This is a genomic window from Kitasatospora sp. NPDC058965, assembly GCF_042741245.1.
In the GTDB taxonomy this organism is placed as follows: domain Bacteria; phylum Actinomycetota; class Actinomycetes; order Streptomycetales; family Streptomycetaceae; genus Kitasatospora.
In genome coordinates this window covers 1-12,916 of the sequence record NZ_JBHYKG010000254.1, presented here as the reverse complement: position 1 = coordinate 12,916, position 12,916 = coordinate 1, and the positions used below count along the sequence as shown (strand labels likewise).

Sequence of the window (12,916 nt, the reverse complement as noted above, 5' to 3'; positions counted from 1 at the left end):
GGCGGGTCGGACGGCGGCCCGCCGGACCCGCCGGCCCGGGACCGTCCGGCGGACCACCCCTGGTCCGCCGGACGGCGCTCTGGGCGGCGGGCCGCGGCTACAGCAGGCCGAGGCGGACCGCGCGGGCCACCGCGTGGGCCCGGTTGTTCACCCGCAGCCGGGTCATCAGCTCGTAGATCACGTTCTTCACCGTGTGCGGCGAGCAGGCCAGGGCGCGGGCGATGGCCGCGTTGTCGTGACCGTCGGCGATCAGCGACAGCACGGCCGTCTGGCGGACCGTCAGCAGCGAGCGGGGCCCGTCCGGTTCGTCGGCCGGGTCCTGCGCACGGACCGGCGGCGGCGCGGCCGGCCGGCCCGGCTCACCGGCCGGCGTCCCCGCCCCGCCGCCGATCAGCCGCACCAGCACCTCGTGCGGCAGCCGCCCGTCCCCGTGGTACGCCGCGCGGGCCGCCGCCGCCAACCGGTCCGGCGTGGCCCGGCCGGAGTGCAGCAGCGCCCCGGTGCCGGCCCGCAGCGCGCGCAGCACCGCGGCGGTGGGGAACTGGTCGGCCACCACGACCAGCGGGTACCCGCCGGGCGCGGTGGCCGGGCAGGCCTCCAGCGCCCGGTCCACCGTGTCCGCCGCAGCCACCACGACCGCGTCCGGGGACCACTCGGCGGCCGGCTCGGCGCCGCCCTCGCCGAGCTGTGCGGCCAGCCGTCCGCGCACCGCCGGATCCGCCGCCCGCACGTGCACCCGCAGCGTGCTCACAGCAGCCCGCCGCGCAGCGCGTAGGCCACCGCGTGGGCGCGGTTGCGCAGGTGGTACCGCTGGGTGATGTCGCGCACCACGGCGGTCACGGTCCGTACCGAGTAGCAGAGTTGCTCGGCGATCTCGCTGGTCTCGCGCCCTTCGGCGACGAGTCTCAGCACGGCGGCCTCCCGGGCGGTGAGGCCCGGTCCGGACCATGGGCGGGGCGCCAGGGGGTCGGGCCGTCCGGCCGGCGCGCCGTGCGGGTCCGCCAGCAGCAGGCCCAGCAGGTCGGTCGGCAGGGTGCAGTCGCCGTCGGCGGCCGTGGTGACGGTGCGGACCAGCCGGTCCGCGCTGGCCTCGCGGCGGCGCAGCAGGCCGCGGGCACCCAGGGCGATCACCCGGCGGGCCTCGTCGGGCGTCAACTCGGTGGCCACCAGCACCACCTCGGGTCCGTGCGGGGCACAGCGGGTGGTCCGCACCAGCTCCACCACCTGGCCGTCCACCCGGTCGGCGACCACCACGGCCACCCTGGCCGGCTCGTGCGGCAGCACCATGGCGATCTCGGGGCTGCCGTACAGACTGCTCTTCGCACCGGCGTCCAGCACGGGATCCAGTGCCAGGACGCTGACGGACAACGGGTTATCCAACGGGCACTCCTCGGTCGGGTGGGCCCAAGTCCCCACTGCGCAGCATGCTGGCAGTCCGGCCGAACCAGGCGCTTGGGTGCGGGTCCCGCAATTTCCTGGGGGGCCGCACCCAGCATTCTGGGGGGACGGCGCTGACCTGGTCCGTTCCGCCCGTCGGCGGGTGCGGGGCGCCGTCCGGGCGCCCCTGCGACGGTGCGGCGGGCGGGGGCCGCCGCCCGCGGCCGCCGGGTCGTTCCGCGCTCGGCCCTTGCGGGGCCGCCCGCCTGCTGCCAGGCTCGGGGGCATGACCGGGACGCGCAGCGCGACGCCGCCCGGGACCACCGGAAACGCCTGGTGGCAGGGCGGCTTGACGGAGGACCAGAACACCACCGGGGCACCCCCCGAGTGGGCCCGCTTCACCGAAGCCGTGCTCGCCGCTGCCCCCGTCGCCCCCGCCCGTCCGGTCGGGGAGCTGTCCGGCACCGCGGGGTTCGCCCGGGTGCTGGCCCCGTTCACCGAGCTGGCCACCGCGCGCCTGACGGCCGGTGCGGAGCTCGCAGGGCTGGGGGAGCGGGCGGACCGGGCCGCCCTGGCGGCCGGGTTCGCCGACCGGCTGGCCCGCCGGCTGGTCCGCACCGCGGCGCGCACCCTGGTCCTGGAGCTCAACGTCGGCCGGGTGACCGGACAGCTGGTCGGGGCGAGCCCCACCGAGCGGTTCGCCGACTTCGTCCGGCAGACCTCGTCCCGCGCGGGTCTGGCCCGGCTGTTCGCCGAGTACCCGGTCCTCGCCCGGCTGCTCGCCCTCAGCTGCCTGCACGCCGTGGCCGCGACCGCCGAACTGCTCGGCCGCCTCGCCGCCGACCGCGAGCTGCTGGTCCACCGGCTGTGGGCCGGTGCCGATCCGGGCGCGCTGGTCGCCCTCGACCAGGCCGCGGGCGACGGCCACCGCCATGGCCGCTCGGTCGCCGTGCTGCGCTTCGCGGGCGGCGCCCGGGTCGTCCACAAGCCCCGGCCCGTGGACGCGCACCGGCACTTCAACGAGCTGGCCCACTGGTTCAACGCGCGCCTGGGCGACCCCGCGGTCGACACCGTCACCGTGCTGGCCCGCCCCGGGTACGGCTGGGTCGAGCACGTCGTCCCCGAGCCGTGCGGCAGCGACGCCCAACTGGCCCGGTTCTACCGCCGGCAGGGCGCGCTGCTGGCCCTGCTGCACGCCGTGGACGGCACCGACGTGCACCACGAGAACCTGATCGCGCGCGGCGACCGCCCCACCCTGATCGACGTGGAGACCCTGTTCCACCCGCCCGCCACCACGTTCGCCCCCGGCACCGCCGGCCCGCCCGACCCGGCCGGCCTGGTCCTGGCCGCCTCGGTGCGCCGCACCGGCCTGCTGCCGCACCTGCGGCTGGGCGAGGACGGCGGCTGGGACGAGTCCGGACTGGGCGGCGACAAGGGCGTGCCGCTGCCGGTCGAGGCGGTGGAGTTCGAGGACTCCGGCACCGACCGGATGCGACTGGTCCGGCGCGCCCCGACCGCCGCCGGCGCCGCCAACCGGCCCACCCGGCACGGCCGGGACGCAGACCCGGCGGCCCACACCGAGCAGTTGCTGGCCGGCTTCCGCGCCGGGTACGACGCGATCGCGGCGGGTGCGGCGGACCTGCTCGGACCCGGGGGGCCGCTGCGCCGGTTCGCCGCGGACGAGGTGCGGGTGGTGGTCCGCCCGTCCCGCGGCTACGCCCGGCTGCTGGACGAGTCGACCCACCCCGACGTGCTCCGGTCGGCCGGGGACCGGGACGGGCTGCTGGGCCTGCTGCGCGAGGAGGCGGTCGGCGGCCGGTGGGCGGCGCGGCTGGCGGCGGACGAGGTGGCGCAGCTCTGGACCGGCGACGTGCCGCTGTTCAGCACCCGGCCGGACTCGGCGGACCTGTGGGGGAGCGGGGCCGGTGCGGGGCCGGGGGCGCCGGGCGAGCCGGGCGAGCCGCTGGGCGGGATGCCGGGCGAGCCGCTGGCCGGGGTGCTGGGCGGGATGCCGGGCGAGCCGCTGACCGGGGTGCTGGGCGAGCCGGGCCTGGACCGGGCGGCGGCCCGGATCCGGGCGATGGGCGCGGCGGACCGGCGCCGGCAGGAGTGGATCGTCCGGGCCGCGATGGCGACCAGGACGGTGGGGGTGACCGGTGCGCCGCTGCGCCCCACGGCCGGTCGGCCCGCGGGCGGGGGACCCACCCCCGACCGGGCCCTGCAGGCGGCGCGGCAGATCGGCGACCGCCTGCTCGACGCGGCCCACCACGGGCCCGACCGCACCAACTGGCTCGGCCTGGAGCTGATCGACCAGCGGTTCTGGCAACTCGGCCCGCTCGGCGCCGGGCTGGCCGACGGGTACCTCGGGACCGCCCTGTTCCTGGCCCAACTGGCCCGGATCAGTGGCGAGGAACGCTACGCACGCACCGCCCGGCAGGCCCTCACCCCCGTCCCCGCGCTGCTGGCCGGCCTCGCCGCGCAGCCCGAGCAGCTCGGCTTCGTCGGCACCGGGGCGTTCACCGGCCTGGGCGGGATCGCCTACGCGCTGACCCAGTTGGCCGCCGAACTGGCCGACCCCGGGCTCGCCGCGCTGGTCGAGCCCGCCGTGGCGCTCGCCGCGGCGGCCGTGGCCGAGGACCGGGAGGCCACGCTGTTCTCCGGGCTGGCGGGCGGGTTGGCCGCACTCCTCGCGGTCCACCGGGCCACCGGTTCCGCCCGGGCGCAGGACGCGGCCCGGGCCTGCGCGGACCGGCTGCTGACCGTACCGCTGCCCGCCGGGCCCGGCTTCGCGTTCGGCCGGGCCGGCATCGGGTGGGCGCTGCTGGCGTTCGCCGCCGACGGTGGCGGAGCGCGGTTCGCACGGGCCGGCCTCGACGCCCTGGGGCCGGTGCGGCTCGGCGTCGGTGACGGGTCGTCGGACGGTGCTCCGGCGGGTCCCGGCGCGTCCGACGGCGGTGCGTCCGACGGCGGTGCGTCCGACGAGGACTCGCCCGACGGCGGCTCGACGGGGGGTGACGCTTCGTGGTGCCGCGGCGCCGCCGGGACGGCGCTGGCGTTCGCCGACAGCCCCGCCGCGCTCGCCGCTCCGGGCCGGTTGCGGGACCTGGACCGCACCGTGCGCGCCCTCGCGGCCGGTGCCCCGCGGTCCGACCACAGCCTGTGCCACGGCGGGTTCGGGGTCCTCGAACTCCTCGCGGCCGTCCGCGATCCCGACCCCGCCTCCGGCGCGGCCGCCGCCGTGCGCGCCGCCCGGGACCTGGCCCTGTCGGCCGGTGCCGATCCGCGGTGCGGGACCCCGGGCGCGGTCAGCAGCCCCGGCCTGCTGACCGGCCTGGCCGGCATCGGGCACGGACTGCTCCGGCTCGGGTTCCCCGACCGGGTGCCCGCCCTCCTGCTGCTCCGCCCACCCGTCGCCGGTTGACCACCGGCGACCGCCCGCGCCCTGACGACCGCTCACCGCGGGTGCCCCCGCAGCCGTCCGCACCCCCACTGCCGCTGTCCTGACCGACCGGCACCCTCCTGACCACCCGTCCGCCGAAACCCGGCGGCGCGGGCCGACTCCGATCCGAGGAGACCCACCCCCATGGACACCACCGACCTCGTCCAGTCCTGGAAGAACCCGACGGCCCGTCAGGGCGTCGGCGCCGACCACCCCTGCGGCCCGATCACCCTGGGCAGCGGCGGCCTCGGCCGACGCAGCGCCCTGCTCTCCGGAGCGGTGGTCACCGCGCTCGCCGACGCCTACGACACCAGCACGGTGATACCGACCCTCACCCTCACCTGCGGCGGGTGACCGCCCGCCCGCAGGGGGCCGGCCGCGGGCCACTGTTAAGTCGACAAACCGTCAAGTAGCCTGCGGACATGCGAACCACTTCGCCGACCGTGGTCGGCCGCGCGACCGAGCTCGCGCTGCTGGACACCGCGCTGGCCGCCGCCGCGGCGCAGCGCGGTGGCGCGGTCTTCCTGGTCGGCGAACCGGGCATCGGCAAGTCGCGACTGGCCGCCGAGTGCGCGCACCGCGCGCACGCGCGCGGCCTGGCGGTGCTGAGCGGCCGGTCGGCGGTGGACGGGGCGGGGCATCCGTTCGGCCCGTTGCGGGAGGCGCTCGCCTCCCGGTTCCGTCGCACCGGCCCGCCCGCCGACCCGGCACTGCTGCCCTACCGGCCGCTGCTGGCCCGGCTGGTGCCCGAGTGGTGCGCCCCCGACGCCCCGAGCGGCAGCGCCCCGAGTGCCGGCGCACTGCAAGGCAGCGCCCTCGTGGCGGGTGCCCCGACCGGCATCGGCCCGGGCGGCGAGTTGGAGCTCGGCGAGGCGCTGCTGCGGCTGCTGGCCCTGGTGGGCCGCCCGCACGGCTGCCTGCTCGTCCTGGAGGACCTGCACGACGCCGCCCCCGAGACGGTGGCCGTGGTGGAGTACCTGGTGGACAACCTCGCCGAGGTGCCGGTCCTGCTGCTGGCCACGCTGCGGCCCGATCCCGGGGCCGGGCGCGACATGGTCCGCGCCGCCGAGCGCCGGCGCCGGGCCGGGATCGCCGAACTGCGCCCGCTCCCGGCGCAGGACGTCCGCCGGCTGGTGGCCGGCTGCCTGGAGACCCCCGCCGAGCAGGTCCCCGCGGCCGTGGTGGACCGACTGGCCGCGGGCGCCGACGGCAACCCGTACCTGGTCGAGGAGTTGCTCGGCGAACTGATCGCCACGGGTGCGCTGCAGCGTTCGGCGCAGGGCTGGCAGGTGGTCGGCGCACCCGGCACCGCGCTGCCCGCCTCGATCGTGCGCAGTTACGGCCGGCGGATCGCCGCGGTCGACCCCCGGCTGCGCGAGCTGCTGCTGGTGGCGGCCTGCCTCGGTCCCCGGTTCGCCATGGACACCGTGCAGTTGGTCACCGGCTTCACCGAGCGCGGCATGTTCGACCTGCTGCGCGCGGCCACCGGGGCGAGCTTCCTGGTGCCCGACCCCGCCGCACCCGGCTGGTACGCGTTCCGGCACGCGCTGACCGCCGAGGCGCTGCTGGCCACCCTGTCGCCGCTGGAACGGGTGGTGGTCGCCCGGCACGCCGCCGCCGAACTGGAGCGGGCCGACCCCGCGCTGCCGGGGGAGCGCTGCCGACTGGCCGCCGACCTGCTGCTGCTGGCCGAGGACCGCCCCGGCGCCGCCCGGCACTTCGCCGAGGCCGGCCGGCGGGCGCTGGCCGCGGGCGCCGTCGCCTCCGCGGTCGCGCTGCTGCAGCGCGCGCACCAACTGGCCGGTGCGCCGGACCGGGCCGCGGTCGGGTGCACGCTGGTCGAGGCGCTCGCCGAGGCGGGGCGACTCGACCAGGCGCTCGCGCTGGTCGCCACGGTGGCCGGTGCCGGTGCCGGTGCCGGTGCCGGTGCTGGTGCCGGGAGCAGTCCGGCCGCACTCGGGGACGACCGGCTGGCGGCCGTGCGCACCCGGCTGGCCTGGGCGGCCGTGACGGCCGAGCGCACCGAGGAGGCAGCAGCCCAGGCCGCGGCCGTTCGGGCGCTGCTCGGCGACCGCGCCACCCCCGAGCAGACCGCCGCGCTCGCCGTGGTGGAGGCGGAGTTGGCGCTGCTGCCCGGCCCCGGCGACCGGTCGGCCCGGCTGGCCGAGTCGGAGCGGCTGGCCCGGCTGGCGGTCGAGACGGCGGAGCGGGTCCCGCTGCCCGTGGTGGCCTGCCAGGCCCTGCAACTGCTCGCCGTGCTCGCCCGCGACCGCGGCTTCGACGAGGCCGACGGCCACCTGGAACGGATGCTCGCCGTCGCCGAGCAGCACGACCTGCCGATCTGGCGGGTCGAGGCGTTGCAACGGCTCGGCGTGAACGCCTCGATGCGCACCGGCACCCCCGAACTCCTGCACCAGGCCCGTCAGGCGTCGGTGCGGATCGGTGCGGTGGTGCTCACCCAGAACACCGACGCGGTGCTCGCGATGAACGCGGTGCAGCGTGCCCAGTGGTCGACCGCCCGCGACACCATCGACCGCTCGCTGGCCGCCACCGCCCGACTGCGCAACCTCACGGCCCACCGCTACCTGCTGATCACCGAGGCCGTGCTGGCCGCGCACCAGGGCCGGCGCCGCGAGATGGAGCAGGCGCTGGCCGCCTTCGACCGCAGCGGCGGCAGCGACTTCTACCTGGTGCCCCTCGCCCTCGGCCTGGGCCGGGCGTTCTGCGCCCTGCTGGAGGAGGACCGCGACCGGGCGGCCACCGACCTGGCCGCGGCCCGGGCCTGGGAGGACGAACACCCCAGCCCCTACTACCTGACCGGCCGTTACGGCCTGGACCCGCTGCTCACCGTGCTGGCCGGCGGCGGCGAGGAGGCGCTGGCCGGCCTGGCCGCCCCGGCCGCCGGCAGCTCGGTGCCGGCCACCGCGCCCGCGGCCGCCCTCGCCTGGAACCAGCAGTTCCTCCTGCTCGCCCGGGCCGCCCTGGCCGGCCGCGCCGGCCGCACCGAGGCGGCCACCCGCGCCGTCCGCGCCGCCCAGGAGATCGGCGAACCCTTCCCCACCGCCCACCACCTGGGCCTGCGCCTGATCGGCGAGGCGGCCCTCAACGACGGCTGGGGCGAGCCGGTCCGCTGGCTGCGCGCCGCCGAGGAGTACTTCCACGCCCTCGGCGCCCCCGCGGTCGCCCGCGCCTGCCGCACCCTGCTCCGCCGAGCCGGCGCCAGCGTCTCCCAGCACCGCGACGGCCGCCACCGCATCCCGCCCCAACTCCGCGCCCAGGGCGTCACCCTGCGCGAGTTCGAGGTCTTCGGCCTGCTCCCCGACACCCCCACCAACCAGACCATCGCCGACCGCCTCACCATCTCCCCCCGCACCGTCGAAAAACACATCGCCAGCCTCCTCGCCAAAACCGCCAGCCCCGACCGCACCACCCTGGTCCACCTGGCCACCCGGGTCCTGGCGGAGGAGGCGGCAGCGGCGGAGCCGGAGGGACCGGGCTGACCCGGGACGAGGCCACGGTGGTTCGGGCCCGCGTGCCTCAGCGGTAACGGGGGAGGCTGTCGGTGGTGAGCAACCAGCGGCCGACGGGGATGGGCTGACCGTAGTCGTAGGTGCGGGTCTTGCCGTAGCCCGTGCCGGTCGGCTCGGACATCATCTGGGCCGTGCCACGGCCGGGGTCAACGATGAGGTACAGCGGGATGCCCATCGCGGAGTAGTCCACGATCTTGTCGCGGTAGTCGTTCTCCGGGTTGGACCTGGAGACGACCTCGACGACCAGCTCCACATCGCGGGGGCGAACGGCGTCCTGGGGTTGGGAGTCGATCAGAGCTGCGGGAAGCACCATGAGGTCGGGTACGCGCAGCAGACCCAGCGCGGCGTCCTGCATGTCCGTGTTCGTGAACACGAGCGCGTCCGGAGCCTGCTGCTCCAGCTGTCGGCGCAGGTAGATGACTGTCAGGCCGTGCGGAGTGGTCGGCGACATCATCATGACCAGGCCCTGCGGGCCGATCTCCACCCGAGGCTTCATCGGCAGCTGGGACAGCTCGTCCGCGATCTCGCGCAGGCGGGCGAAGATGGCGGCATCGATGGTCATGCCCCCAACGTACGGCACTGCGAAGCGAGGCAGGGTGAACCCGTGGGACGGTGCAGCCGATCCGGTGTGGTGCCCTCGGTGCGCCCGTCTGCGCCGGCGCTGGTCCCGACCGGTCAGCCGTCAACAGCCGGCAGCCGCAGTTCCGCTACCGCGCCGCCCGTCGGGGCGTTGCGCAGGACCAGCTCCACGCCGATCGCGGCGGCGTGGCCCTGGGCGATGGTGAGGCCCAGGCCGTGGCCGTGGCCGCGTTCGCGGGCGCCGGTGCGGAAGCGTTGGGGGCCGTCGTGGAGGACTTCGGGCGGGTAGCCGGGGCCGTGGTCGCGGACGGTGACGGTGCTGCCGGCCACCTCCACCCGGACCGGGGGCGCGCCGTGGCGCAGGGCGTTGGTCACCAGGTTCGCGAGCACCCGGTCGAGGCGGCGCGGGTCCGTGGTCACCTGGGCGTCGTCGTCGATCCGGAGCTCGACGCCGGGTCCGGCCGTGCGGACGATGCCGGTCACCAGGGCGCCGAGCGGCACCACCGACAGGTCGGGGGTCTCGGCGCCCGCGTCCAGCCGGGAGACCTCCAGCAGGTCCTCGGTCAGCCGGCGGAGCAGCCGGACCCGGTCCTGCACCAGTTCGGTGGGCCGACCGGGCGGCAGCAACTCGGCGGCGGTGAGCAGTCCGGTCAACGGGGTCCGCAGCTCGTGCGCGACGTCCGCGGTGAATCGCTGCTCGTTGGCCAGCTTGGTGCGCAGCACGGCCGACATCGAGTCGACGGCGGCGGCCAGTTCGGCCACCTCGTCGCGCGGGCGGCCGAGCGGGCCGATCCGCGCGTCCAGGTCGCCCCCGGCGATGGTCCGGGCGATGCCGGCCGCGGTGCGCAGCCGGCCGCTGATCCGGTGCGCCGCGAACGCGCCGGCCAGGACCGTGACCAGGACCGAGAGCACGGCCGAGACCAGGATGGTGCGGTCCAGCTGGGTGATCGCGCGCTGGTCCTCGGTGTAGTCCAGCCAGACCGCGAACACCCGGCCGTGACCGTCACCGGCCGCCGCCCACATCACGGTGACGGGTTGCGCGCCGGGCCCCGGCGCGAGCATCGAGCCGCGGTGGCCCTGGACGGCGAGGCGCAGCAGGGCGGGCGGGAGCGGCGGGGGGTCACCGGCCGAGCCGGGACCGCCGGCCGTTTCGCCCGGGACCGCGCCGACGGTCCAGGTGCGGGCCCGGCCGGCCCAGGCCTGGGGGATGTCCCCGGTCCGGTCGTAGGTGTCGAGTTGGACGTCGAGGGCGGCGGCCGCGGCGCTGCGGGCCTGCGCGACGTGCTGGCCCACCTCGGCCCGGTGCACCAGCAGCCCGAGGGTCAGCGCGAGCAGCAGCGAGACCACGGCCACCATCGCGGCGATCTGGCGGCGCAGGTTCACCGTGCGGTGCCCGGGGCGGGAGCGGGAGCGGGGTCGGGGCGTCGGTCGGGGCCCGGCCCGGCCGGGCGGTTGCGGCGCAGCTTGTAGCCGAAGCCGCGGACGGTCTCGATCCGATCGGCGCCGATCTTCGCGCGCAGGCGCTGGACGTGCACGTCCACGACCCTGGTGTCGGCGCCCCAGGAGTAGTCCCAGACCCGTTCCAGCAGCGTCTGGCGTTCCAGCAGCACCCCGGGCACCGCCGTGAACTCCAGCAGCAGCCGCAGTTCGGTCGGGGTGAGCAGGACCGGTGCGCCGTCGACCCGGACCTCCATCGCGTCGGTGTCGACCTCCAGCCCGGCCACCGCGCGCAGCGCCCCCGCGGAGGGCTCGTCGGGGATGGGGGCAGCGGCCGGAACAGCGGCCGGGACAGCGGCTGGGGCCGGGGCCGGTGTCGTGGTGGCGGCCGGGTCGGCCACCGGGCGGTGGACCAGGACGGTGCGGCGCAGCACCGTGCGGATCCGGGCCACCAGCACGGCCGTCTCGAACGGCTTGACCACGTAGTCGTCCGCGCCCGCCTCCAGGCCGGACACCACGTCGACCGGGTCGGTCCGTGCCGACATCATCAGGATCGGCAGCTGGCTCTCCTCGCGGATCCGGCGGCAGAGGCCGACCCCGTCGAGCAGCGGGAGCATCACGTCGAGCAGCAGCAGGTCGGGCCGTCCCGCCCGGAACCGCTCCAGGCCCTCCAGGCCGTCGGCGGCCGTGTCCACCGGGAACCCGTAGCGTTCGAGTGCCATCCGGGTCGCCTCGCGGATCACCTCGTCGTCCTCGACCAGCAGGATCCGCGGAGCGCCGTCGGGGGTGGCGGAGGGAGTCGGGGTGGGGGTGGCGGTGGTCATCGCGGCTGCTCCGGGGCGCTCGGCGAGGGGCGGCCGGCGGGTTGCTGCCGGGCCGATGAGGTTGCTGCCGGCGCCCCCTGGGCCGGGACGGCCGGGGTCGGGGCTGCCGACCCGCCGTACGGCAGCGGCGACGCGGACGGCGAGACGCTGGGCACCGGGAAGGGCTGCCGCGGTGCCCCCGGCCTGGGCAGCGGTACCGGGAGGGTCCACTGCGGGCTGGGAGTCGCGGCGCCGGGCAGGCACCCCGGGGCGTCCGCCGCCGGTCCGGTCGCCTTGATCTCGCGTCCCCTGAAGGCCAGTCGGACGCCGTTCCAGCCGTAGGTGCTGTCGGTCTCGATCGCCGCACCGGTCGGCTCGTGCACCACCAGGTCGGTGCCGACCGTGTCGGCGGTGAACCCCGGCTGCACGGTCAGCGCCAGGACGGGCAGCAGGTGGCCGCCCTGCAGCCGGTAGACGTGCAGGACGGCCTGCTGGTCGTCCGTCAGCACCGCGGTGAGCAGCTCGTCGTGGCCGTCACCGGTCAGGTCCCGGTACTGCGCGGCCAGGACCTGGCAGTGCTGGCACCCCGTCAGCGCACGCTTCTCGTCCGGGCGACCGGTCACCGCCGGATCCTGCGCCAGCACCGTCGCGGCGTCGCCGGCGGCGCGGATGTCGTCGCCCGCCACGGTGACCCCCGGCAACGGGCTCGGCGCGCTCGGCTCCGCGCTCGGTGCCGCCGGGGACGACGGTGCCACGGCCGCCACGGGCCACACCGGCATCGCGCTCGGCGGCGGGGTCAGGCGCCGGGCGGCGCCGTCGTCCCGCAGTCCGCCGTCCGCGCTGCAGGCGGCCACGCCCGCCAGCACCGGTACCGCCAGCAGGGCGAGCACCGCCCGCCCGAGCCATTCCCGCACCGCGCCGCCTCCTGATTCGTTCCGTACGCGTTGGTCGTCCGGCACGCGTCTTCGTCCCGCACGCGTTCCTCGTCCGGCACGCGTTCATGGTCCGGCAGGCGTTCCGCCGCCCGGTCCCACCAGGTACACGGGTCGACCCGCGTCCGCGGTTCCCGCAGGTGGGACGCGGGGTCGGACCCGTGCCGGTGCTGCTGCGCGGGTCCCGCGCGGCCTGCCGTGTCCGGTGCGGGCGCTACGACGCCCGGTCGGCCAGCACGATGATGTTGTCCGTGTAGTGGCCGTCGGCGGCGAGCGAGCCGCCGCAGGTGATCAGGCGCAGCTCGGGGTCCGGGGTGTCCCCGTAGACGAGGTCGGTGGGGAACGCGTTCTTCGGCGCCTGCCGCAACTCGCGGACCCGGTAGGCGACCGAGGTGCCGTCCGTGCGCCGGATCTCGATCCGGTCGCCCGGCGCCAACTGCGGCAGGCGGCTGAAGACGGCCGGGCCCTTGCGGGTGTCGAGGTGCCCGAGCAGCACGGCCGGCCCGGTCTGCCCGGGTGCCGGCCCGTTGCGGTACCAGTCCACCTGCTCGGGGCGGTCCAGCGGCGGGACCTCCACCGATCCGTCGGCGTTCAGCCCGCCGGCGCTCACCGGGGCGTCCACGCCGATCCGCGGGATCAGCAGCCGCTCCGGGGGCGCCACCGACGCGGCGGACGGTGCTGCGGCGGCACCGGTCGCCGGTGTCGGCGGCGCGGTCGGAGCCCCGGACACCCCGGGCGCCGCGGCCGCGGTGCCGATCCGGACCGACGGCGGTGACGACGGCGCCAGCAGCAGCACACCGAGCACCAGCGCGACCGTGC

At 77.3% G+C, this 12,916-nt stretch carries 10 protein-coding genes; 3 read left to right on the top strand and 7 right to left on the bottom strand.

The window, feature by feature from the left end; all coding sequences use genetic code 11:
• Positions 1–97: 97 nt before the first annotated feature.
• Positions 98–751 carry a response regulator transcription factor gene (locus ACFW1A_RS30695; RefSeq protein ID WP_380414510.1) on the bottom strand — a complete coding sequence of 218 codons (654 nt, stop codon included), beginning with the start codon at positions 749–751 and terminating at the stop codon, positions 98–100.
• A complete protein-coding gene (locus tag ACFW1A_RS30690; RefSeq protein ID WP_380414507.1) occupies positions 748–1,380 on the bottom strand; it encodes a response regulator transcription factor in 633 nt (210 codons plus the stop codon). The genes ACFW1A_RS30695 and ACFW1A_RS30690 overlap by 4 nt, the downstream gene beginning before the upstream one ends.
• A gap of 283 nt (positions 1,381–1,663) precedes the next feature.
• On the opposite strand from ACFW1A_RS30690, the gene ACFW1A_RS30685 reads away from it, so the two are divergent.
• The 3 genes from ACFW1A_RS30685 (at position 1,664) to ACFW1A_RS30675 (ending at position 8,316) form a co-directional block, all read left to right on the top strand.
• Positions 1,664–4,798: a type 2 lanthipeptide synthetase LanM family protein gene (locus ACFW1A_RS30685; protein WP_380414502.1), complete on the top strand. Its 3,135-nt coding sequence runs from the start codon at positions 1,664–1,666 to the stop codon at positions 4,796–4,798.
• Between the two features lie 162 nt (positions 4,799–4,960).
• Positions 4,961–5,170 carry a hypothetical protein gene (locus ACFW1A_RS30680; RefSeq protein ID WP_380414500.1) on the top strand — a complete coding sequence of 70 codons (210 nt, stop codon included), beginning with the start codon at positions 4,961–4,963 and terminating at the stop codon, positions 5,168–5,170.
• A gap of 68 nt (positions 5,171–5,238) precedes the next feature.
• Positions 5,239–8,316: an AAA family ATPase gene (locus ACFW1A_RS30675; RefSeq protein ID WP_380414498.1), complete on the top strand. Its 3,078-nt coding sequence runs from the start codon at positions 5,239–5,241 to the stop codon at positions 8,314–8,316.
• Between the two features lie 37 nt (positions 8,317–8,353).
• Here the strand turns inward: ACFW1A_RS30675 and ACFW1A_RS30670 are convergent, their stop codons facing one another.
• From ACFW1A_RS30670 to ACFW1A_RS30650, 5 genes are all read right to left on the bottom strand, one after another.
• Positions 8,354–8,908 (bottom strand): Uma2 family endonuclease, encoded by a 555-nt coding sequence (locus tag ACFW1A_RS30670; RefSeq protein WP_380414496.1) that lies wholly within the window; start codon positions 8,906–8,908, stop codon positions 8,354–8,356.
• Positions 8,909–9,021: 113 nt separating this feature from the next.
• The gene (locus ACFW1A_RS30665) at positions 9,022–10,308 is read right to left on the bottom strand and encodes a sensor histidine kinase (RefSeq protein ID WP_380414494.1); all 1,287 of its coding nucleotides are present in this window, start codon (positions 10,306–10,308) and stop codon (positions 9,022–9,024) included.
• Entirely contained in the window at positions 10,305–11,186 is an 882-nt protein-coding gene (locus ACFW1A_RS30660) for a response regulator (protein ID WP_380414492.1), read from the bottom strand. Before ACFW1A_RS30660 ends, ACFW1A_RS30665 begins: the two co-directional genes overlap by 4 nt.
• On the bottom strand, positions 11,183–12,079 hold the full coding sequence (locus ACFW1A_RS30655) for a hypothetical protein (protein ID WP_380414490.1): 897 nt from the start codon (positions 12,077–12,079) through the stop codon (positions 11,183–11,185). The genes ACFW1A_RS30660 and ACFW1A_RS30655 overlap by 4 nt, the downstream gene beginning before the upstream one ends.
• Before the next feature lie 232 nt (positions 12,080–12,311).
• Positions 12,312–12,916 (bottom strand): class F sortase (locus tag ACFW1A_RS30650; RefSeq protein ID WP_380414488.1); only part of this gene is annotated, 605 nt, incomplete at its 5' end.